The organism is Pseudomonas sp. W4I3, from assembly GCF_030816195.1.
Lineage (GTDB): Bacteria > Pseudomonadota > Gammaproteobacteria > Pseudomonadales > Pseudomonadaceae > Aquipseudomonas.
The window spans coordinates 2,863,473-2,886,096 of record NZ_JAUSXS010000001.1 but is presented as its reverse complement, the minus strand read 5'-3'; the positions used below and the strand labels follow the sequence as shown (position 1 = coordinate 2,886,096).

Annotated in this window: 21 protein-coding genes and 3 pseudogenes; 18 read left to right on the top strand and 6 right to left on the bottom strand. The window is 60.4% G+C overall.

All coding sequences use genetic code 11. The features are described 5' to 3' along the window. Positions 1-1,026, bottom strand: a complete 1,026-nt coding sequence (locus QF045_RS13395) for a GGDEF domain-containing protein (protein WP_306492605.1) — start codon at positions 1,024-1,026, stop codon at positions 1-3. A 2-nt stretch (positions 1,027-1,028) separates the two neighbouring features. Then, positions 1,029-1,880, bottom strand: a complete 852-nt coding sequence (locus QF045_RS13390; protein ID WP_306494890.1) for a hypothetical protein — start codon at positions 1,878-1,880, stop codon at positions 1,029-1,031. A gap of 266 nt (positions 1,881-2,146) precedes the next feature. Between QF045_RS13390 and QF045_RS13385 the strand changes: the two are divergent. The 10 genes and pseudogenes from QF045_RS13385 to QF045_RS13345 all read left to right on the top strand — a co-directional run bounded on the left by QF045_RS13385 (position 2,147) and on the right by QF045_RS13345 (position 10,487). After that, positions 2,147-3,038: pseudogene (locus QF045_RS13385) on the top strand (bestrophin family protein). 140 nt (positions 3,039-3,178) lie between these two features. After that, positions 3,179-4,258, top strand: a pseudogene (locus QF045_RS27755) (cache domain-containing protein); the annotation flags it as partial. Positions 4,259-4,585: 327 nt separating this feature from the next. Further along, positions 4,586-5,122 (top strand): annotated as a pseudogene (locus QF045_RS27750) (methyl-accepting chemotaxis protein); the annotation flags it as partial. 180 nt (positions 5,123-5,302) lie between these two features. After that, the gene (locus tag QF045_RS13375; RefSeq protein ID WP_306492603.1) at positions 5,303-5,893 is read left to right on the top strand and encodes an amino acid synthesis family protein; all 591 of its coding nucleotides are present in this window, start codon (positions 5,303-5,305) and stop codon (positions 5,891-5,893) included. A 39-nt stretch (positions 5,894-5,932) separates the two neighbouring features. Continuing rightward, positions 5,933-6,766, top strand: a complete 834-nt coding sequence (locus QF045_RS13370; protein WP_306492602.1) for an alpha/beta fold hydrolase — start codon at positions 5,933-5,935, stop codon at positions 6,764-6,766. Then, the gene (locus QF045_RS13365) at positions 6,763-8,244 is read left to right on the top strand and encodes an aldehyde dehydrogenase (protein ID WP_306492601.1); all 1,482 of its coding nucleotides are present in this window, start codon (positions 6,763-6,765) and stop codon (positions 8,242-8,244) included. The genes QF045_RS13370 and QF045_RS13365 overlap by 4 nt, the downstream gene beginning before the upstream one ends. Positions 8,245-8,256: 12 nt before the next feature. Further along, positions 8,257-8,742: a flavin reductase family protein gene (locus tag QF045_RS13360; protein WP_306492600.1), complete on the top strand. Its 486-nt coding sequence runs from the start codon at positions 8,257-8,259 to the stop codon at positions 8,740-8,742. A gap of 13 nt (positions 8,743-8,755) precedes the next feature. Beyond that, positions 8,756-9,145, top strand: a complete 390-nt coding sequence (locus tag QF045_RS13355) for a carboxymuconolactone decarboxylase family protein (protein WP_306492599.1) — start codon at positions 8,756-8,758, stop codon at positions 9,143-9,145. 23 nt (positions 9,146-9,168) lie between these two features. Continuing rightward, a complete protein-coding gene (locus tag QF045_RS13350) occupies positions 9,169-9,921 on the top strand; it encodes a GntR family transcriptional regulator (protein WP_306492598.1) in 753 nt (250 codons plus the stop codon). A gap of 2 nt (positions 9,922-9,923) precedes the next feature. Further along, positions 9,924-10,487, top strand: coding sequence for an NUDIX hydrolase (locus tag QF045_RS13345; protein ID WP_306492597.1), 564 nt, complete (start codon positions 9,924-9,926; stop codon positions 10,485-10,487). A 78-nt stretch (positions 10,488-10,565) separates the two neighbouring features. Here the strand turns inward: QF045_RS13345 and QF045_RS13340 are convergent, their stop codons facing one another. Next, a complete protein-coding gene (locus tag QF045_RS13340; protein WP_306492596.1) occupies positions 10,566-10,859 on the bottom strand; it encodes a DUF1330 domain-containing protein in 294 nt (97 codons plus the stop codon). 70 nt (positions 10,860-10,929) lie between these two features. Between QF045_RS13340 and ribBA the strand changes: the two genes are divergently transcribed. From ribBA to QF045_RS13315, 5 genes are all read left to right on the top strand, one after another. Beyond that, on the top strand, positions 10,930-12,036 hold the full coding sequence (ribBA, locus tag QF045_RS13335; RefSeq protein ID WP_306492595.1) for a bifunctional 3,4-dihydroxy-2-butanone-4-phosphate synthase/GTP cyclohydrolase II: 1,107 nt from the start codon (positions 10,930-10,932) through the stop codon (positions 12,034-12,036). 178 nt (positions 12,037-12,214) lie between these two features. Next, a complete protein-coding gene (locus QF045_RS13330) occupies positions 12,215-13,240 on the top strand; it encodes an ABC transporter substrate-binding protein (protein ID WP_306492594.1) in 1,026 nt (341 codons plus the stop codon). Further along, entirely contained in the window at positions 13,225-14,154 is a 930-nt protein-coding gene (locus tag QF045_RS13325) for an ABC transporter permease (RefSeq protein ID WP_306492593.1), read from the top strand. Before QF045_RS13330 ends, QF045_RS13325 begins: the two co-directional genes overlap by 16 nt. 6 nt (positions 14,155-14,160) lie before the next feature. Continuing rightward, on the top strand, positions 14,161-14,970 hold the full coding sequence (locus tag QF045_RS13320; RefSeq protein ID WP_306492592.1) for an ABC transporter permease: 810 nt from the start codon (positions 14,161-14,163) through the stop codon (positions 14,968-14,970). 17 nt (positions 14,971-14,987) lie between these two features. Beyond that, a complete protein-coding gene (locus QF045_RS13315; protein ID WP_306492591.1) occupies positions 14,988-16,142 on the top strand; it encodes an ABC transporter ATP-binding protein in 1,155 nt (384 codons plus the stop codon). A gap of 102 nt (positions 16,143-16,244) precedes the next feature. Here the strand turns inward: QF045_RS13315 and QF045_RS13310 are convergent, their stop codons facing one another. The 3 genes from QF045_RS13310 to QF045_RS13300 all read right to left on the bottom strand — a co-directional run bounded on the left by QF045_RS13310 (position 16,245) and on the right by QF045_RS13300 (position 19,183). Then, positions 16,245-16,607: a hypothetical protein gene (locus QF045_RS13310; RefSeq protein WP_306492590.1), complete on the bottom strand. Its 363-nt coding sequence runs from the start codon at positions 16,605-16,607 to the stop codon at positions 16,245-16,247. Positions 16,608-16,609: 2 nt separating this feature from the next. Next, entirely contained in the window at positions 16,610-17,605 is a 996-nt protein-coding gene (locus QF045_RS13305; RefSeq protein WP_306492589.1) for a hypothetical protein, read from the bottom strand. Positions 17,606-17,776: 171 nt separating this feature from the next. Next, complete coding sequence (locus tag QF045_RS13300; RefSeq protein WP_306492588.1) at positions 17,777-19,183, bottom strand: cytosine permease; 1,407 nt, start codon at positions 19,181-19,183, stop codon at positions 17,777-17,779. 320 nt (positions 19,184-19,503) lie between these two features. Between QF045_RS13300 and QF045_RS13295 the strand changes: the two genes are divergently transcribed. From QF045_RS13295 to QF045_RS13285, 3 genes are all read left to right on the top strand, one after another. Continuing rightward, on the top strand, positions 19,504-19,989 hold the full coding sequence (locus QF045_RS13295; RefSeq protein WP_306492587.1) for a flavin reductase family protein: 486 nt from the start codon (positions 19,504-19,506) through the stop codon (positions 19,987-19,989). Positions 19,990-20,044: 55 nt separating this feature from the next. Beyond that, positions 20,045-21,088 carry an LLM class flavin-dependent oxidoreductase gene (locus tag QF045_RS13290; RefSeq protein ID WP_306492586.1) on the top strand — a complete coding sequence of 348 codons (1,044 nt, stop codon included), beginning with the start codon at positions 20,045-20,047 and terminating at the stop codon, positions 21,086-21,088. 180 nt (positions 21,089-21,268) lie between these two features. After that, positions 21,269-22,395, top strand: a protein-coding gene (locus QF045_RS13285) for an IS3 family transposase (protein WP_306492585.1) whose coding sequence is annotated in 2 segments (ribosomal slippage) — positions 21,269-21,521 and positions 21,521-22,395 — 1,128 coding nt in all. Because the reading frame shifts where the segments join, the coding sequence is not laid out codon by codon here. Positions 22,396-22,624: the final 229 nt, after the last annotated feature.

Below are 22,624 nucleotides of genomic sequence, written 5' to 3'. Positions count from 1 at the left end.
TCAGGCGGTGACAGGCCGCAACGGCGCACCGTCCAGATGCACACAATCCTTGCCATTGCGCTTGGCGCCATACAGGTTTTTGTCGGCGATCTTGAGTACCGCCGACAACTCATCACCTGACGAAAACCGCGCCATGCCGGCACTGCACGTGTAGTTGTGCGGTGCCGCGACGCTGCAACGAATCGCCTGCAACAAGTCCAGCACAAATTCGCAGGCCAGCGCCGGGTCATCGCCCTGCACCAGCACACCGAACTCTTCCCCGCCGATCCTTCCAAAGCTGTGGCTGCCTTTGGCGTTTTTCAGGCAAAGCGCCATGGCCCGTAGGATCTTGTCCCCCACGTCGTGGCCATAGCGGTCATTCATGGCCTTGAAGCTGTCGACGTCCAGCATGATGAAGTAGCCGCCCTGGCCACTGCCAAGCAACGTTTCGAAGCTTTGCATGAACGCGCGCCGGTTGAGGATAGAGGTCAGGTAATCGGTCTCGGCCAACGTGCGAAACTCACTTTCCACCAGCAACACCGAACGCAGGTTTTTCAAATAGGAGTAACTGAGGACAAAACCGATCGACACCGAAGAGGCGCAAAAGATCAGCAGGTAGCTCTGGGTGCCGGCATAAAGCTCTGCCTGCATTGGAGACCACAGGATGAGCCAGACCGACAGCGCGCCGACCAGGTAATCCTGAACACTGATGAACAGGATCGCGCTGCCCACGACCAACGTGACGGCCAAGGGCAAGCCATAGATACGCAACTGCGGATTGACCTCGATGACATAAGCAAACCCCACCGACAACAGCACGATGTAGGTCACCCCGAGTAAGCGCCAAAGCAGAAAGTGGGTGGTCAGCGAATGAAGTCGACACACCAACAACAAGCCAAGGGTGACGCTCAACATGGACAGGTCGAACATCATGGCCTGGATCAGCCCGATAACTGTCCAGGCCACGATGCCGATCCATTCGGCTTGCGTCACCGCAGGCGACAGCAAACTGCGCATCCTGGGCCTTAACTTCAAGTGAGCAGGCATCCTTACGCTCCCATTTCTATAGCATGCAGGCCAATCGCAAATGAAAAGGCCATGAACCGCTTTACCAGGCTGACGAAGGGTGGCAGCACTTCCAGCCGGGTTTTGGAGTGAGCTTTGAAATAGCCTTTTTCCACGCCTTCCTGAACCATGCGGATAACGTGGGTCTTGGACACCGAAAGTTGCTTGGCCAATGCCAGATAAGAAGATGACCTGAACGTTGTCCGATCGTTGTCCGGGGCAAAGGCATCGTTATAAATGGCCAGCATCAACAGGTGGCCGGCGTCTCTTTTCACCAGCCAGTAACACTCCGGCAGCAGGACATCGACCGTGAGGTCGGCGTCGAGAATGACGGCAAATCCCCTGAAGTAAAGGGCCAGGAAGCCACGGTCATCCAACTCGCGAAGCTGTTGGAAAATCGCCCTTTCGGGGTACAGGCGCGCCAGGGACTCCGTGAGGGACGTCAGCATCAGGCGCGCTTCACGGCAGGCTTCGTCCGAGGGCGCAAACACGCGGAAGCGACTGTCTTCGGGGTGCGGCGCAACTTCCATGAAGCCCAGCGCGCGAAACAATAGAAAGATCGATTCCAGGCTGTTTTTCGAACAATACCTGCGCGTCACGCACAGGGTTTTAACTTCGGACAATAACGGTAAGGGTGTGGCGAAGTACTCACTCAATAAGGCAAACGACACCATCAAACGGCTGTATTTAAGTGCACTCTTATAAAAAAACGGTCGTCTGGAATAAGGCACGAGCAGCACGTGGTAATGCGCTCTCAAGCACGATTCAAAATCCTTATGACGTTCGAGCGCTTGCGCGGTATTACACATAGCCGACTTCAACGAACTGACATGCATGAAAGAGCCCTGATCATCCAACTTGATTCCACTGATCTCAGCTACGAAATCCCTGCAGCCCGGCCCTAAAACAAATCACGTGGTAATAAACCCTGCGGTTAATGGCTTTTTGCCTCGCCCGCAATGTACAGCGATTGCCGCGCAAGACGTCATCAGTACCAAACTTGTTCCAGATTTGCCGAAGCGGATTTGCTCAGGCGAACCTTCACCTCTCACTGGCGTCGTAACCTGGCACTGTTACCAACCGCACGCCGCGAGGTTCTCGTTTGAAAGCTGCCCTTCTCAAGAAATACCGCCTTATCATCAAGACCATGGGCTATGTCGGCTGGGCCCTGTTCTGGCTGTTGTTGTGGGATATCGCCGTCACGGTGGATTTCATGCTGTTCCTCAACACCAAGATCAACCTGCCGCTGATGCCCCTGACCTTGCTCGGCTCGGCGTTGGTGGTGCTGATCAGTTTTCGTAACAGCAGCGCCTACAACCGCTGGTGGGAAGCGCGCACCTTATGGGGCGCGATGGTCAACAACTCGCGCAGCTTCGCACGCCAGGTACTGACCCTGCTGGATGACCCCGGCAGCGAAGTGAACCCGATCAAATCCACGCTGTTGCGCCGTCATGTGGCTTATGTGAATTGCCTGGCCGCGCACCTCAAGGGCGAGCCTTGCCCCGAGGAAGTGCGCGCGTTCATCCCTGACGAGGAATTTGCCCGCAACGGCGCCACCAACAACTTCGCCAACGATATCCTGACCGGGCTCGGCCGCCTTGCTGGCCCGCGAATACAAGGCCGGTCACCTGGACAGCATCCGCCTGGCGCGGCTGGAGTCGACGCTGGTGGACCTGTCCAATGCCCAGGGCGGCATGGAGCGGATCGCCAACACACCGCTGCCCTACCCCTATGTGTATTTCCCACGCCTGTTCATCTCGCTGTTCTGCCTGATCGTCCCCGTGGGCCTCGTGGAATCCCTGGGCTGGTTCACCCCGCTGGCCTCCACGGTGGTGGGTTTCATGCTGCTGGCGATCGAACGTATCGGCACCGACCTGCAAAGCCCGTTTCGCTCCAGTGAACATCAGATTCAAATGGAAGCGATCTGCGAAACCATCGAGAAGAACCTGCAATCCATGCGCCGTGACGCCCTGGCTGGCGACCAGATCGGCTGAATTCTCCCTCCCCTCAAGTGCTGGCGCCCTCGGTCGATAAACCGAGGGTAAGCATGGCCTTCTCTGCATAACAACGCCTGCGACGCACAGCACGACCGTTTCTCCCCTTGCCAAAACTATAAATACCCGCGGGTGAAGTCATGAATATCAAGCAGAAGCTGACATGGGCGTTTGCGGCCATCGCGTGCCTTCCGGTCGTGCTGGTCGCCATTATCGTGGTGCTGAATGTGCGCGAAGGAGCCCTCGCCAACTTCCTCGACAGCAGCGGTCGCGAGATCCGCCAGATCGACAACGGCATGAAGCAGTTTTTCGACGGCATCAGCCAGAACGTCGAGTACGTGGCCAAGGACCCGCGCGTTGTCGCGGCCAAGGACTTGAAAAGCTATGCCGGCGCGGACGCCGCGCAAATCCCGCTCACCCCGACCAATACCGAACTGCTGGCGATCTTCGACCAGTTCGCCAAAAGCCACCCCAGCACCGCCTACCTGTCCCTGGGCCTGCGCGATGGCGGCTACGCCAGCTGGCCGGACGACGCCAAACTGACTCAATACGACCCACGTGTGCGCCCCTGGTACCAGGCCGCCATCGCGGCGCCAGGCAAGACCGTGCGCACCGGCGCCTACTACTGGGCGCCGGACGATGTGGTGCTGATCGGTACCGTACGTACCGTCGCCGACACCACTGGCAACCTCCTTGGCGTGGTCGGCCTGGACGTGTCGCTCAAGCAGCTCACTGAACTGGTGCGCACCATCAAGCTGGGCGACAGCGGCTACCTGATGCTGGTGGAAGCCGATGGCAACGTGCTGGTGGACCCCAGCGATGCCAAACACAACTTCAAGCCGCTGGCCGACCTGGGGCCCAACTACGCCGAACTGGCCAAGCACGGCGATGGCGTGACCGAAGTGAACATCGACGGCGTGGCCTACATGGCCAACGTGGTCAGCTCCAAAGACCTGGGCTGGCGCTTTATCGGCCTGATCAAGCGTGACGAAGTGATGGCCGGCGCCACCCGCCTGACCTGGCTGATTGCCGCCATCGCCGCCGTATTGGCGCTGGTCTTCGCTATCGTCGGCGCCAGTTTCGCCCGGGTGATCGTGCGCCCTATTCGCGGCGTGGCCGATGGCCTGCAGGAAATCGCCGAAGGTGAAGGCGACCTCACGCGCCAGCTCAAAGTGCAGGGCAAGGACGAAACCGCCAGCCTGGCCGGCTGGTTCAACCAGTTCCTGAGCATGATTGCGCAACTGGTGCAACGCATCGGCAACGCGTCCTCGGACCTGCAAACCGCCGCCGCCGACACCAGCGAAGTGGCCAACAACATGAACCAGGCTGCCGGCCGCCAACGCGAAGCCGTGGAACTGGTGAGCACCGCCTTCAACGAAATGGTGGCCACCGCCAACGAAGTCGCGCGCTCATGCAGCGCCGCGGCGTCGAGCGCCGATGAGGGCTATCGGGATGTGCACAATGGCCAGCAGCACATCGGCGAAGCCACCGGCAGCGTGCTCAAGCTCAGCGAAGATCTGCAGAAATCCACGCAGACCATGCAGTTGCTTGAACAAGACAGCCAGAACATCAACACCATCCTCGACACCATCCGTTCGATTGCCGAACAGACCAACCTGCTGGCGCTCAACGCCGCCATTGAAGCGGCACGCGCCGGCGACCAGGGCCGCGGTTTCGCGGTGGTTGCCGACGAAGTCCGCGCCCTGGCCCGACGCACCGCCGACTCCACCGGCGAGATCGACAGCCTGCTGGGCAACCTTGCCCGCCGCACCCAGGAAGTCACCCAGCAGATGCAAGGCAGCCTGCTGGTGTCCCACACCAGCGTGGAACGCATCCAACAGGCCCGCGACAGCTTCGACAAGATCCGCGGTTCGGTGGACTCGATTCGCGACCAGAACACCCAGATCGCCACCGCTGCCGAAGAACAGCACCAAGTGGCCGAGGAGATCAACCGACACATCGCGCAGATTCACGCCGATGCGCAACTGGTTGAAGAGTTTGCCCATTCGGCGCAGACCGGTTCGGGGCGCTTGACCGATATTTCCGGGCAACTCAAAGGTCTGGTGGGCCGCTTCAAGTACTGACTCTCCCTCCCAAAACAGGCGGTGAGCCCTCCACCGCCTGATCACTGCATCCTCACTACTCATCAAGCCACTGCTCGAGCGCTCGCATGCGCGCTTGCCTGGGATCTTACTGCCGCCTATTGCGATTCTCGTATTATGGTATACCATCATACGCAGACACTTACTTAGACGGAGCAGCCCATGAGTTTCGAAATCCGCAAGATCGTCAGTTATGTAGAAGAGACCTTTATCGAGGGCGGCAAAGCCTCCGACACGCCCGTGAAAATGGTCGGCCTGGCCGTGGTCCTGAAAAACCCCTGGCTGGGTCGTGGTTTCGTCGAAGACCTGAAGCCGCAGATCCGCGCCAACTGCTCCGACCTCGGCGCGCTGATGGTCGAGCGCCTGGTGGGCATCATCGGTGGCGCCGAAAAAATCGAGGCCTACGGCAAAGCCGCCGTGGTAGGTGCCGATGGCGAGATCGAACACGCGAGCGCGATCATCCATACCCTGCGCTTCGGCAACCACTACCGTGAAGCGGTCAAGGCCAAGAGCTACCTGAGCTTCACCAACAAGCGCGGCGGTCCGGGCACCTCGATCCAGATTCCGATGATGCACAAGGACGACGAAGGCCTGCGCTCGCACTACATCACCCTGGAAATGCAAATCGAAGACGCGCCGCGCGCTGACGAAATCGTCGTCGTGCTGGGCTGCGCCGATGGCGGGCGCCTGCATCCACGGATCGGCAACCGTTACATCGACCTGGAAGAGCTGGCGGCTGAAAAAGCCCAGTAGGCGAAACCCGCCATAACAAAAAGCATGCAGGAGCGCTCCATGATTCGGCTCACCGCTGAACGCACCCCGGCTGGCACCAGTTATCTGGCGACCGGCCAAGGCCAGCCTGTGGTTTTGATCCACGGCGTGGGCCTGAATAAAGAAATGTGGGGCGGGCAAGTCGTTGGCCTGGCCACCCATTACCACGTGATCAGCTATGACATGCTCGGCCATGGCGCGAGCCCGCGCCCGGCCGCCGGCACACCGTTGCTCGGCTATGCGGACCAGTTGCTGGAACTGCTCGACCACCTGCAACTGCCCCAGGCCACGGTGATCGGGTTCTCCATGGGCGGCCTGGTCGCACGGGCGTTTGCCCTGCATTACCCCGACCGTCTCAAAAGCCTGGTGGTGCTTAACAGTGTGTTCAACCGCAGTCCCAAGCAACGTGCCGGCGTAATCGCGCGCACGGCCCAGGCCGCCGAGCACGGGCCGGATGCGAACGCGGAGGCGGCGCTGTCGCGCTGGTTCAGCCGTGAATACCAGGCGGCCAACCCGGCGCAGATCGCCGCACTGCGCCAGACCCTGGCGGGCAATGACCCCCAGGGCTACCTCACCACCTACGAGCTGTTTGCGACCCAGGACATGTATCGCGCCGACGACCTCAAGGGGCTGCGCGCACCCACCCTGGTCGCCACCGGCGAACTTGACCCCGGCTCGACACCGGAAATGGCCCGGCAACTGGCCGACCGCATTCCCGGTGCCACGGTTGCGGTGCTGGCCGAGCAACGACATATGATGCCGGTGGAATCACCGCGCCTGGTCAACAGCCTGCTGCTGGGGTTCCTGAATACCGTGTACGCCCAAAACAATCCAATAAAGGGGATCGTTGCATGACACTCGCACGCTTCCAGATGTGCATCGGCGGTGAATGGGTCGATGCCCTGTCCGGCAAGACTTTCGACAGCCTCAACCCGGCCCTGGCCGAACCGTGGGCGCAATTGCCCGATGCCGATGAAGCCGACGTGGACCGCGCCGTACAGGCCGCGCAAACGGCTTTCGAGAGCCCGGCCTGGCGCGGCCTCAGCGCCACTGCACGGGGCAAATTGCTGCGCCGCCTGGGTGACTTGATCGCCGAGAACACAGAACAACTGGCGCAGCTGGAAAGCCGCGACAACGGCAAGCTGATCCGCGAGACCCGCGGCCAGGTCCGCTACCTGCCGGAGTTCTTCCATTACACCGCAGGCCTGGCCGACAAGCTCGAAGGCGGCACCTTGCCGCTGGACAAACCGGACCTGTTCGCCTACACGGTCCACGAAGCCATGGGCGTGGTCGCCGCGATCATTCCGTGGAACAGCCCGCTGTACCTGACGGCGATCAAACTCGCGCCGGCCCTCGCGGCGGGCAATACCATCGTCATCAAACCCTCGGAACACGCTTCGGCGACTATCCTGGAACTGGCGCGTCTGGCCCTCGAAGCCGGGATTCCGCCGGGCGTAGTCAACGTGGTGACCGGCTACGGCCCGAGTACCGGCGCCGCCCTCACCCGCCACCCACTGGTGCGCAAAATCGCCTTCACCGGCGGCGCGGCCACCGCACGCCATGTGGTGCGCAGCAGCGCGGAGAACTTCGCCAAGCTGTCGCTGGAGCTGGGCGGTAAATCACCGAATATCATTTTTGCCGACGCTGACCTCGACAGCGCCATCAACGGTGCGATTGCCGGTATTTTTGCGGCCTCGGGCCAGAGTTGCGTGTCCGGTTCGCGCCTGTTGGTCCAGGAAGACATCTACGATGAATTCGTCGAGCGCCTGGTGCAGCGCGCCGAGCGCATCCGCATCGGCAACCCTCTGGACGATGCCAGCGAAATGGGCCCCATGGCCACCGCCCAGCAGCTGGCCGTGGTCGAAGGCCTGGTGGCGGATGCCATCGCCGAAGGCGCACGCCTGCGCACCGGTGGCAAGCGCCCGTCGAACCTCGGTGAAGGCTGGTTCTATGAGCCGACGTTGTTTGAGTGCGACACCAACTCGATGAAAATCATGCAGGAAGAAGTGTTCGGCCCAGTGGCTTCGGTGATCCGTTTCAAAGACGAAGCCCAAGCGCTGGCGATTGCCAACGACTCGCAGTTCGGCCTTGCCGCCGGCATCTGGACCCGCGACCTGGGCCGCGCCCATCGACTGGCCCGAGACGTGCGCTCGGGGATTATCTGGGTCAACACCTACCGCGCCGTCTCGGCCATGGCGCCCATCGGCGGCTTCAAGAACAGCGGCTACGGGCGCGAAAGCGGCATCGATTCGGTGCTGGCCTACACCGAGCTGAAGACGGTGTGGATCAACCTCTCCCAGGCGCCCATGCCTGATCCCTTTGTGATGCGTTAAGAGTCCACAACCATGATCGAACCCGGCATTTACAAAGACGTCATGAGCTCGTTCCCATCGGGCGTCACGGTGGTCACCACCCTCGATCCGGACGGCGGCATCGTCGGCATCACCGCCAGCGCATTCAGTGCACTGTCGATCGAGCCGGCCCTGGTGCTGTTCTGCCCCAACTACGCGTCGGACACCTACCCGATCCTGCGCGACAGCAAGCGCTTCGCGATTCACCTGCTGTCCGCCGGCCAGACCGCTGAAGCCTATGCCTTTGCCAGCAAAGGCAAGGAAAAGGCCAAGGGCATCGAGTGGCACCTCAGTGAGCTGGGCAACCCGCTGCTGGCCAACGCCACGGCCATCATCGAGTGCGAGTTGTGGCGCGAATACGACGGCGGTGACCACGCGATCATTGTTGGCGCGGTGAAGAACCTGATCCTGCCCGTGCAGCCGGTCACGCCGATGATCTATCACAAGGGCAAGCTGGGCCCACTGCCGACCCTGGCCTGAGGAGCGCTGAACCATGAGCAACGACAAATATGCACAAGGCCTGAAAATCCGTACTCAGGTGCTGGGTGAGGCCTACGTACAGCGTTCAATCGACAACGCCGACGACTTCACCCGGCCACTGCAGGAAATGGTCACCGAGTACTGCTGGGGCCATGTGTGGGGCCGGGAGGGTTTGTCGCTTAAGGAACGCAGCATGATAAACTTGGCAATGATTTCGGCCCTCAATCGGCCTCACGAACTCAAACTGCACGTGCGCGGCGCCTTGCGCAACGGGCTGAGTCGTGAACAAATACGCGAAATTTTGCTTCAGGTCGGCATTTATTGCGGGGTTCCCGCTGCCGTGGACAGCTTCCGGCTGGCCCGTGAAGCCTTCGCCGAAGCCGATGCCGAGGCCTCCAGTTAACCGCTACATTCAGAGCAGACCCCATGAAACGCGCGCCCCTCGACGACAGCTTCAAGGTCAATCACAACCCGGTCACCCTGCGCGAAATCGTGCTGGAGAAACTGCGCAGCGCCATCATGAATTTCCAGCTGCTGCCCGGTGACCGCCTGGTGGAGCGCGACCTGTGCGATCGCCTCGGCGTCAGCCGCACGTCGGTGCGCGAAGCCTTGCGTCACCTGGAGTCCGAAGGCCTGGTGGAATTCGCCGATGCCAAGGGTCCGCAGGTGGCGATCATCACCCTGGCCGATGCCGTCGATATCTATGAACTGCGCTGCGTACTCGAAGGTTTGATCGTGCAGTTGTTCACCCTGCGCGCCAAAGCCAAGGACATCAAGGCCCTGGAAAAAGCCCTCGAGGAAAACCGCAAGGCCCTCAAGGAAGGCGAACTGCAGCAAGTCATCGACTCCGTGCAGGGCTTCTACGATGTGTTGCTCGCAGGCTCCGGCAACCACGTAGCCGCCACCCAGTTGCGCCAGTTGCAGGCGCGTATCAGCTACCTGCGCGCGACCTCGGTGTCCCAGCAAAACCGGCGTGGCGCCAGCAACCAGGAAATGGAACGCATGGTCCAGGCGATCAAGAGCGGTGACCCCCTCGCCGCCCACCAGGCCTGCGTCGATCACGTGCGTGCAGCGGCAGCCGTGGCCCTGGATTACCTCAAGCGCAAACAGGAAGAAACCGGCAAGCTCCCCGAGATCACCCTGCCAATCGCGCTTAAAGAACCGCGCATAGGTCACTGACCGTGCCCAGCCCCAGCTTCTGCCCGACCTGCGGCAGCCGTGACCTCGGTCATCAGCTGCAACCGGGCGACACCCACGAGCGCCTGATGTGCCGGGGCTGCGGCTATATCCACTACATCAATCCCAAGATCATCGCCGGCTGCATCATCGAGCAGGACGGCAAGTACCTGCTGTGCCAGCGCGCAATCCCCCCGCGCCCCGGCACCTGGACGCTGCCGGCAGGCTTCATGGAAGGTGGCGAAACCACCGAAGAGGCGGCGTTGCGCGAAGTCTGGGAAGAGAGCGGCGTGCGCGCCGAGATCGTCTCGCCCTACTCGATTTTCAGCGTGCCGAAGATCAGCGAGGTGTACATCATCTTCCGCGCCATCGCGCTGGAGATCACCGGCCAGTTCGGCCCGGAAACCCAGGCCTACACATTCTTCGCCCCCGAGGACATTCCGTGGGACAGCATCTACTACCCGGCGATCCGGCAGATCCTCGAGCGTTACATCGAGGAACGCCAGGCTGGGGTGTATGGCATCTACATGGGGAATGATGACAGCGGCAAGATTCACTTCATGCGCTGATCTTCAGCCTGAACACGGTTCAAAATGTGGGAGGGGGCAAGCCCCTCCCACATTAGGACCACACTCGGCCAGGTATACCTAGGGCGCCAGCCCTTCCACAATAATGATCTGCGCCTCTCCCGCCCCCGCTCTGTGCCCCTTGGCCTGCTGATATTCGGCGGACTCATAGCACGCCACCGCCTGCTCATAACTTTCAAACTCAATCACCACATTGCGCTGCCGTGCCGGCCCGCCTTCCATCGCCTCACTGCGCCCGCCCCTGGCCAGAAATCGCCCGCCGAACTTCGCAAACGCCGCCGGTGCGCGCTGGGTGTACTGGGTGTATTGCTCTGCATCGGACACATCCACATGGGCAATCCAATAGGCCTTCATCGGGACATCCTCTTGTTTAGAATCTGTGGTATACCATAATACACACAACCATAAAAGTTGAGCACCTTTCATGTCCTTCAACAACATCGCAGACATCATCGAAGACTACCGCCAGGGCAAGATGGTCCTTCTGGTCGACGACGAAGACCGGGAAAACGAAGGCGATCTGCTGCTGCCCGCTGCGTGCTGCACCGCCGAGACTATCAGCTTCATGGCCCGCGAAGCCCGTGGCCTGATCTGCCTGACCCTCACCGATGAACATTGCCAACGCCTGGGCCTGGAGCAGATGGTGCCCAGCAATGGGAGCGTGTTCAGCACTGCGTTTACCGTGTCCATCGAAGCCGCCACCGGGGTGACCACCGGCATCTCCGCCGCCGACCGCGCACGCACTGTAGCAGCGGCTGTGGACATCAACGCGGGCCCCGCCGACATCGTGCAGCCGGGGCATATTTTCCCGCTGCGCGCCAGGGACGGCGGCGTGCTGACCCGCGCCGGCCACACCGAAGCCGGCTGCGACCTGGCGCGCCTGGCCGGGCACGCGCCGGCCTCTGTGATTGTCGAAGTGATGAACGACGACGGCACCATGGCCCGCCGCCCCGACCTGGAAGTCTTTGCACGCAAGCACGGGATCAAGATCGGCACCATCGCCGACCTGATCCACTACCGCCTCAGCACCGAGCGCACCGTGGTACGCATCGGCGAACGCGACCTGCCCACGGTGCACGGCACCTTCCGCCTGATCACCTTTGAAGACCGCATCGACGGCGGCGTGCACATGGCCATGGTCATGGGCCAACTGCGCCGCGATGAACCGGCACTGGTGCGTGTGCACGTGATCGACCCGCTACGCGACCTGGTCGGCGCCGACTACAGTGGGCCGTCCAACTGGACCTTGTGGGCCGCCCTGCAAAGCGTGGCAGCAGAAGGCAGCGGCGTGGTGGTGGTGCTGGCCAACCATGAATCGTCCCAGGCACTGCTGGAACGCGTACCGCAGTTGACCCAGGCGCCGCGTCAGTTCAGCCGGTCGCAGTCGCGGATTTATTCGGAAGTGGGTACCGGCGCGCAGATATTGCAGGACCTGGGCGTGGGCAAACTGCGTCACCTCGGACCACCGCTGAAATACGCAGGCTTGACCGGTTACGACTTGGAAGTCGTGGAAAGCATACCCTTCATCTGAGGCTGGAAACCCAGCGTTGGCGGATAACCGGTATGGCAAAGTGCTTGCGCAAAGTTTGGAATACCATAATATGATATTCCATAGGTCGGACAACCTTGACCAGGCAATCCGGACCGACTGCTCCCGATAGGCGGGCACTCCAAAGCCCGCTCATAAACACAACAATGAGGGCGTAAAAATGGTGTTGAACAAAGGTGCAACCGCGGCGCTGTTCGCGGGATTGTTGAGCGTGGCCAGCCAGGCAGCGCTGGCGGCGGAAAGTGTCAACTTCGTCAGCTGGGGTGGCAGCACCCAGGACGCACAGAAGCAGGCGTGGGCCGACCCGTTCAGCAAAGCCAGCGGCATCACCGTGGTTCAGGACGGTCCCACCGACTACGGCAAACTCAAGGCCATGGTCGAAAGCGGCAACGTGCAGTGGGACGTGGTGGATGTCGAAGCCGACTTCGCTCTGCGCGCCGCCGCCGAAGGTTTGCTCGAACCCCTCGACTTCTCGGTGATCCAGCGCGACAAGATCGACCCGCGCTTCGTCTCCGACCATGGCGTCGGCTCGTTCTTCTTTTCCTTCGTGCTCGGCTACAACGAAGGCAAGCTCGGCGCCGGCAAACCGCAGGACTGGAGCGCCTTGTTCGACACCAAGACCTACCCCGGCAAACGTGCCCTCTACAAATGGCCTAGCCCTGGCGTGCTGGAACTGGCGCTGCTGGCCGACGGCGTACCCGCCGACACGCTCTACCCACTGGACCTGGACCGCGCCTTCAAGAAACTCGACACCATCAAAAAAGACATCGTCTGGTGGGGCGGCGGTGCGCAATCGCAGCAACTGCTGGCCTCCGGCGAAGTCAGCATGGGCCAGTTCTGGAACGGCCGCATTCACGCCCTGCAGGAAGACGGCGCACCGGTGGGCGTGAGCTGGAAGCAGAACCTGGTGATGGCCGACATTCTCGTGGTGCCCAAAGGCTCGAAAAACAAAGCGGCTGCGATGAAGTTCCTGGCCAATGCCAGCAGCGCCAAGGGCCAGGCGGACTTTTCCAACCTGACCGCCTACGCCCCGGTGAACATCGACAGCGTGCAGCGCCTGGATTCAGTCCTCGCACCCAACCTGCCGACGGCCTACGCCAAGGACCAGATCACCCTCGATTTCGCCTACTGGGCCAAGAACGGTCCGGCCATTGCGACACGGTGGAATGAATGGCTAGTCAAATGAAAATGACGGCAACCACGCCGGCCGGGGGCGCGCTCGGCGCCTCTGGTGCGGTTGACGCCAAGGCCGGGATGCCGACCCTGGTGCAGCGGTGGCGCGGGTCGAGCAACCTGATACCGGCGCTGCTGTTCCTCGGCCTGTTCTTTCTCGCGCCGCTGATCGGCCTGCTGCTGCGCGGCGTGCTGGAGCCGGTGCCGGGCCTGGGCAACTACGAACAGCTGTTTGCCAACTCGGCGTATGCGCGGGTGTTGCTCAATACCTTTTCGGTGGCTGGCCTGGTGACCCTGTTCAGCCTGCTGCTGGGCTTTCCGCTGGCCTGGGCGATTACCCTGGTGCCGCGCGGCTGGGGCCGCTGGATCCTTAACATCGTGCTGTTGTCGATGTGGACCAGCTTGCTCGCCCGCACCTATTCGTGGCTGGTCTTGCTGCAAGCGTCCGGGGTGATCAACAAGGCATTGATGGCCATGGGCATCATCGATCAACCGCTGGAGATGGTGCATAACCTCACCGGCGTGGTGATCGGCATGAGCTACATCATGATTCCGTTCATCGTGTTGCCGCTGCAGGCGACCATGCAGGCCATCGACCCGATGATCCTGCAGGCCGGCTCCATCTGTGGCGCCAGCCCATGGACCAACTTCTTCCGGGTGTTCCTGCCGCTGTGTCGGCCGGGGTTGTTCTCCGGCGGGTTGATGGTGTTTGTGATGTCCCTCGGTTACTACGTCACCCCGGCGTTGCTCGGTGGTGCGCAGAACATGATGTTGCCCGAGTTCATCATTCAGCAGGTGCAATCGTTCCTCAATTGGGGCCTGGCCAGTGCCGGTGCGGCGTTGCTGATTTTCATCACGCTGGTGCTGTTCTACTTCTACCTGAAGCTCCAGCCGGAATCCCCGGTTGGCGCCAGCAACGCGAGGTAAGCCGTCATGCTCCTGACCCCCAACGCCATGAGCCGCAGGATGCGCCTGGGCCTCTACACCACCACCGGCTTGATTGGCCTGTTCCTGCTCTTGCCGATCGTGTTTATCGTGCTGCTGTCGTTCGGTTCGTCGCAATGGCTGGTGTTTCCGCCGCCAGGCTGGACGCTCAAATGGTACGGCCAGTTCTTCTCCAACGCGGATTGGATGAACGCCGCGATCGCCAGCCTCAAGGTCGCGGTTCTGACCACGATCTTCGCGGTGGCGCTGGGTTTGCCGACCGCCTTTGCCTTGGTGCGCGGACGCTTCCCCGGCCGCGAGCTGCTCTACGGCCTGTTCACCCTGCCGATGATCGTGCCGCTGGTGATCATCGCCGTGGCGGTGTACGCGCTGTTCCTCAAGCTCGGCTATACCGGCACGATGTTCGCCTTCGTGGTCAGCCACGTGATTGTCGCGCTGCCGTTCACCATCATCTCGATCATCAACTCACTGAAGCTGTTCGACCAGTCGATTGAAGACGCCGCAGTGATCTGCGGCGCCTCGCGCCTGCAGGCGGTGTTCAAGGTGACCTTCCCGGCGATTCGCCCAGGGATGGTGGCCGGTGCGCTGTTCGCCTTTCTTGTCTCATGGGACGAAGTGGTGCTCAGCGTGATGATGGCCAGCCCGACCCTGCAAACCCTTCCCGTCAAAATGTGGACCACCCTGCGCCAGGACCTGACGCCTGTGATCGCCGTCGCCTCGACGTTGCTGATCGGGCTGTCGGTACTGGTCATGGTGATTGCCGCCGCCCTTCGTCGGCGCACTGAAACCCGCGCCTAGGCGCCGAGGAGCAGAACATGAGTGCAGTAATCCAAGATGTCGCGCAGAACCCCGGCCAACCACTGGTCAGCCTGCGCAACCTGAACAAGTACTACGGCGACTTTGCCGCCGTGGACAACATCTCCCTGGACATCCAGGACGGCGAGTTCCTCACCTTCCTCGGCTCCAGCGGCTCGGGCAAGAGCACCACCCTGTCGATGCTCGCCGGCTTTGAAACGCCGAGCAGCGGCGAGATCCTGGTGAGTGGGCAATCCCTGGTCAACGTGCCGCCGCACAAGCGCGACATCGGCATGGTGTTTCAACGCTACTCGCTGTTTCCGCACTTGTCGGTGCGCGACAACATCGCCTTCCCCCTGGCCATCCGCAAACTGGCCAGCGCCGAACGTGAGAAACGCGTCGACGCCATGCTCAAGCTGGTACAGCTGGAACCGTTCGCCCATCGCCGCCCCTCGCAACTCTCCGGCGGCCAGCAACAGCGAGTGGCCATCGCCCGCGCGCTGGTGTACGAGCCGCGTATCCTGCTGATGGACGAACCCCTCGGTGCCCTCGACAAGAAACTGCGTGAAGACCTGCAGGACGAACTGCGCCAGCTGCACAGGCGCCTGGGCATCACCATCGTCTACGTGACCCACGACCAGGAAGAAGCCATGCGCCTGTCCCAGCGCATCGCGATTTTCAGCCACGGCAAAATCGTCGGCCTGGGCAGCGGTTTCGACCTGTACCAGAACCCGCCGAACGCGTTCGTCGCCTCGTTTCTGGGCAATTCCAACTTCCTCAAGCTCAAGGCTCAGGGCAATGCGGCAGCGTCGTTTGAAGGCCAGTCGCTGTCGATCCGCCTGACCACCGGGCTGCACACGGGGCAGGATGTATTACTGATGGTACGCCCGGAAAAGGCCCTGGCGCTGAGCGTCGAACAGGCCGCCGAACAACCTTTGGCGGCTGGCTGGAATGAAGTCTCGGCGATTGTCGGGGAGGTGCTGTTTCTGGGCGAGAGCCAGACCTGCGCGGTGAAGACCCTCGGCGGTACTTCGATGACGGTCAAAGCGCTCTCTGCGGCGGGCATGCCGCTCAAGGCCGGCGACCCGGTGCGGGTGCGCTGGGCCACGGCGGACGCGTGTGTGTATACGGAGTGGGCCGAGAGTGATTTGAACAAGGCGGCCGGGGCGCATTGAGCCTGCCCTGGAAGGCTTCATGTGGCAGCGGCTGGCTCCCGATAGCGGAATATCCTTCAGCGAGTTTTTTGCAGCTGGCTGTTCCGCCATCGGAGCGCCGCCTCAAGCCCTGTACCAAATGGCCCAGATGACGGTTGCAACCGCCCAGATATGACAGCTGCGATAGGGCCACACTGCCCATCTTCTGAGCGCTAAAGGAACTGACGCCAACTCGCCCTCGGTGACGAGGCCAGCTTTCACGAAGCGCTTTGAATCGGACAGGAAATCAACCATCAGTCCCATACGGTGAAACCTATCGATCCGTTGGTTTCTTTTCCAAAAACGTTTATGCCTACGAACTCTTTCGTTCTCACTGAAGTAACTTTCCAGCTCGTCGAGCTTTCTATATTCGGCATATAGAATCAGCCCCAAAAGGACGTGCGTCCCAGCCATCAGCACGATGCTATAGACAAGAAAGAGCGACATTATTAAGCCCCCTCTGATTGAAATAAAAAAACACCATCGACCTCTAGGATTTCTCCACCCAGGAAAGCACCGACATCTCCCAAAAAAGAACCTCCTGCATACCCTCCCGCAGCGCCACCGATAATTCCACAGGCCAACTCAGCGCGTCCCTTAGTGGCAATAGCGAAAGCTATCCTACAAACACTCCGCCCAACCTTCGCGCTATAGACTCCCCCGATCGAAGCCCCCGCCACGCTACCCACCAACCGCCCCGTCTCCACATACTTGGCCCGCCGACACTGCGCCTCCCTCCCCGTCATACACGCCTCCTTGATCTCCAATCCCGCCGCGCCAACGTCCATCGCCATTCCCACATACGTACCCTTGCCCAGCCACTTCGACACCTGCGCAATCGCCCCCATCCGCTGGGCATACCCGGCAATCTCACCCTTATGCAAATAGCTTTTGGTGGAGACCCCGAGGACCTTCTTCAACGACTGATTACTGCGCAACCCCGTACCCAATCTGGCCGCGCCACGCAGTTGAGTATCCAGCAATGCAAACAGCATCTGCCGTTGGCCAATGAAGGCATTGCGATTCAACCCGCCCGTTTTCATCCGTTGATGCAAGCGCTCGATTTCCTCCAACGTATGCACTATTTCATCCAAATGTCGCGCCCATGCCGATGTCGCGCTGCCGACGCCAATCGAGCCATAGGTCAGCAAGCTCTGCAGCAAGTCATAGTCATTGATCACGGAGGCCCCGGCTGATGAGTTCTGTTCCAAGTCGCGCCGCACTTGCTCGGCATGGCGCATCAACCAGGCCTCGTCCCTGGAGCAGTGCGCGCTGTGTGCATCGGGAATAATCACCAATTGCCCCGGCGTGACCAGCCCATGGCGCAGGTGGCGGTTGAGCACATCAAAATGGTCGGAGCGCTGGCGGCTCAAGCCTCCCCCCATCAAGCGCGACTTCAAGCTGCTGTAGTCAGTTGTATGGTCGTTGATATAACCCTGCGCCATGCGCTGCATCCCGCGTCCAATAGCGATGGCGTGGAAATATAAGCAAGCGAATACGGCCCGGACACCAGCCGGAAGGCGTGGAGAGAAATAGAGAAGTTGCCTACGGCACCAGGGAAAACCGACTACAAAAAAATACCCGGCAAGCGCCGGGTATTTGATTTGACGTGAGGATCAGTCCGAATAACCCAGCTTCACCGCTCGGACCTTCTGCGTCTGCTTGCGCGTCGCCAGGCAGTAATACAACGGACACGTCACCACCAACCCCACCAGCCACGATAGATCCGCGCCGTCCACCAGGTTGGCCCACGGCCCCACATACAACGACGTATTGGCAAACGGCAGTTGCACGATGATCCCGATGAAATACGCCACGATCGCATGCAGGTTAAACCGCCCATACACTCCGCCATCCGCCTGGAAGATCGAGGCGATGTCGTACACCCCGCGTTTGATGATGTAGAAATCGATCAGGTTGATCGAGGCCCACGGCACCAGCACCAGCAACAGCGCGAGGATCAGCCCGATAAATTGCGCGATGAAGTCCGCCGAAGCGCCCAGCGCCACCACGCAGCAACTGGCGAGGATCACGCTCGAGAGCATCACGCGCACCTTGATGCTGGGGGTCCAGCGGCTGGCGAAGGTCTGGATCGAGGTGATGATCGAAAGCACCGCCCCGTACAGGTTCAGTGCGTTGTGGCTAATGATATTGAGCAGAAACAGCACCATCAGGATCGGCCCCAGCGCGCCGGTGGCTTGCTTGACTGCGACCATGGCTTCAGTGCCTTCCGGTGTCGCCAGTGCCGCCACCAGGCCGAAGGCGAATGACAGGATAGTGCCCAGGGTCGCGCCCAGGTAGGTGGCTATAAACGGCCGGGTGATGCCGATGTCCGCCGGCAGATAACGCGAATAGTCACTGGTGTAGGGCGAAAAGCTGATCTGCCAGATCACCCCCAGCGACACCGTGGCCAGCCAGCCGGCAGCGTTGAAGCCGCCGCGGGTGAAGAAGTCCGGCGGCAGGTCGTGGGCAAAGATGTAGACAAAACCGGCGAGCAACGCGCTGCCCATCACCCACGTGCCGATGCGGTTCAAGGTATGGATGAAGCGGTAGCCGATCACGCCAATGGCCGTAGCGCTGAGGGCGCCGATCAGGATGCTCGCCGGCACCGGGACAGAGGGCACGATGCCGACGATGGATTTGCCGGCCAGCACGATATTGGAAATGAAAAAGCCGATGTAGATCAGCGCCGCGAAAAACACGATCAGCAGCGCGCCATAGCGCCCGAACTGGCCGCGGCTCTGCACCATCTGCGGGATGCCCATGCGCGGGCCCTGGGCCGAGGCAAGGGCGATCACCACACCGCCGAGCAGATGCCCGAGGATGATCGCCAGCAGCCCCCACATCAGGTTGAGGTGAAACACCTGGGCCACCATTGCGCCGGTGACGATGGGCAGCGGCGCGATATTGGTACTGAACCACAATGTGAACAGGTCGCGGGCCTTCCCGTGGCGCTCTGCGAGGGGGACGTAATCGACCGTGTGATGCTCGATCAGGGGGTCTTGCCGGGACATCTGAGGCATAGGAATAACTCGCGTTTGTCTGATCTTATAGTTGTTTGACGCCATCCGGAGGACGCTCGATGGCCGCCCCTCAGACGAACACCATATTATGGTATTCCAACATTTTAACAAGACTGATCCGCTGTTTTAGCCCGCCTCTGATCCGGCAATAGCGCCCCGATAAAAACCGCCATCACGGGATAAATCCCCGTAATCAAGGCCTTTTTCGGGTTCAGGACACGTATATCGCCTGTCCAAAAAAGCTCTTGCAACTCCTGTATTACGGTATACCATCAGACCTATAAATTTAAAAAAACCGCTTCATAGCAGAGGACCATCCCATGATTGATGCCGCCATCTACAAACAAGTGATGGGCTCGTTTCCTTCCGGGGTCACCGTGATTACTACGCTGGACGACGACGGGCAAATCGTCGGCCTCACCGCCAGCGCGTTCAGCTCGCTGTCCATGGACCCGGCCCTGGTGCTTTTCTGCCCCAACTACAGCTCCGACTCCTACCCCGTACTGATCAAGAACAAGCGCTTCGCCATCCATGTGCTGTCCGGCGGACAGCAAAGCGAAGCCTATGCCTTTGCACGCAAAGGCAAGGACAAGGCCCAAGGCATCGAGTGGACCCTGAGTGCATTGGGCAATCCGATCCTGGCCAACGCCACGGCGGTCATTGAATGCGAGTTGTGGCGCGAGTACGAAGGCGGCGACCACGCAATCATGGTTGGCTCGGTCAAGAACCTGATCGTGCCGACACAGCCGAATGGGCCCCTGGTGTATTGCCACGGCAAGATGGGTACCCTGCCGGTGCCTGCTTGATACCCCGCTGAACCCGCTTTTTGCGGAAAATAACAATAGATCCGAGGTAAGCGTCATGAAATTTTCGCTGTTCGTACACATGGAACGCTGGGATGAAAGCGTCAGCCACCGTCAGTTGTTCGAAGATTTGACCGAACTGACCCTGATGGCCGAAGCCGGTGGTTTCAGCACCGTGTGGATTGGCGAACACCACGCGATGGAATACACCATATCGCCCAGTCCAATGCCGCTGCTGGCTTACCTCGCGGCCCGAACCACCACTATCCATCTGGGCGCCGGCACCATCATCGCGCCGTTCTGGCATCCGCTGCGGGTGGCGGGGGAATGCGCGTTGCTCGACGTGATCAGCAATGGGCGCATGGAAGTGGGCCTGGCCCGTGGCGCGTACCAGGTCGAATTCGACCGCATGGCCGGCGGCATGCCCGCCTCGAGCGGCGGCCAAGCCCTGCGCGAAATGGTGCCGGTGGTGCGCGCCCTGTGGAAAGGCGACTACGCCCACGACGGCGATATCTGGAAATTCCCCACCTCCACCAGCGTGCCCAAGCCGATCCAGCAGCCCAGCCCACCGATGTGGATCGCCGCCCGCGACCCCGACTCCCACAACTTCGCAGTAGCAAACGGCTGCAACGTGATGGTCACGCCGTTGATGAAGGGCGACGAAGAAGTCCTGGACCTTAAAAACAAATTCCAGGCTGCCCTGGACAACAACCCTGGCGTGCCCCGCCCGCAATTGATGGTGCTGCGTCACACCCACGTGCACGCCGCTGATGATCCGCAAGGCTGGGAAGTCGGGGCCAAGGCGATCTCGAAATTCTATCGTACCTTCGATGCCTGGTTCGGCAACAAGAACGTGCCGGTCAATGGTTTCCTGGAGCCAAGCCCGGAAGAGAAGTTTGCCGCACGCCCAGAGTTCGAACTGGAAAGCCTGCGCAAAACCGCGATGATCGGCACCGCGCAAGAGATCATCCCGCGCATTCGGTACTACCAGGAACTGGGCGTGGATGAGTTCAGCTTCTGGTGCGACAACAGCCTGCCCCATGCCGAGAAGAAGAAGTCCCTGGCACTGTTTATCGAGCAGGTGGTGCCGGCGTTTCGTTGACCGTCTGCAGTCGCCCACAAAGCGAAAGGTGCTCACTGTAGGAGCGAGCTTGCTCGCGAAACGTCAACGATAACGCGTGTTTTCTGAATCAACGCGGTGTCTGTGAGTTTTTCGCGAGCAAGCTGTTGTGGCTCAATATTTATGGACCATGATGTAGGAGTATCAACCTAAGGAAGCGTCATGGGATTTCGGATCGTTACAGCCGAAGAAAAAGCCGAAGCGATTCGTCTGGTCGTTGAGTTGAACTACTCAGTACCTAAGGCGTGCGAGCAAACGGGTGTGGGGCCGACGGCGCTGCGACGCTGGGTTTCGCGATGGCGCAAGGAGCAGGTAGGAGCAGCGCAAACGACGCGTCCTCAGGATCAGGATCTCATTGATTCGCTGCAGGCCAGGTTGGCGTTGCTGGAAGCCGAGAACGATGTCCTAAAAAAGCAGTTGCCCTCTCATCTAAAGGTGCTGTTTGGCCGAAGAAAATGATTGAGGGCGCCACAAAAAAGCTGTCGGTGCGACGTCTATGCCGCTTGCTGGGCGTGCCTCGCAGCAGCTATTACGCGATGCGCCAGCCCAAACCTGAGCGCAGAATTGAGCCCCAACTGGAAAAGAAAATCCGGCTATTACACCGAGAGCATCGCGGAGCGCTGGGCAGTCGTGGGTTTACAAAAGTCCTGAAAACACAGGGCGTAGTGGTCGGGCGCCATCGTATGCGCAGCTTGATGAAGAGTTTGGGCCTGGTGAGACGTCGGGCCCAGTATGCGCACTATCGGCGAGCCACCAAAGTGTCCAACATCGCGCCCAATGTACTGGAGCGACGCTTTAATCCGGAACAACCCAACACGTTCTGGGCGGGAGATATTACCTATATCCGTGTCGGTGGCAGTTGGTTGTATCTAGCCATTGTGATGGATCTTTTTTCGCGCAGAATCGTTGGTTGGGCATTTTCAAGGACGGCTGATACCGAGCTTTCATTGCAGGCTTTACGACTTGCTGTGGGGCTGCGTCGACCTTCCCCCGAGCTGGTGTTTCACTCGGACCAGGGATGCCAATACACAGCTGAGCGCTTCGTCAGCTACTTGGCTGAAAAGCAGATCGTGCAGAGCATGAGTAGGCGCGGGAACTGTTGGGACAATGCGGTTGTGGAGCGCTATTTCAGATCGCAAAAACACGATTGGTCACCTGAAAATGGTTACTCAACTCACTTCGAAGCAGAGCGGGACGTGATGGACTTCATTGCTCATTATAACCATCGACGCTGTCACTCTGCCTCGAACAACCTGCCGCCAGCCATTTTTGAAAAGCTGGCGGCCTAATACTCCTACAGAGTGGTCCAAAAAAACTGGACCGCTACAAGCTCGCTCCTACACAAAGCCTTCCCACGAAGACGTCGGCCCAGCCAACATTGATATCGGTTGACCCACCGCTATCGGGAGCAAGCCCCCTCCCACAAGGGTTCTGCGCTTGACTGACCGGCATCAGGGCTTACCCGTCCTACTTTCTTTGACCCCGGCCCATCATCGCAGCATCCGTAACAGTCTATTG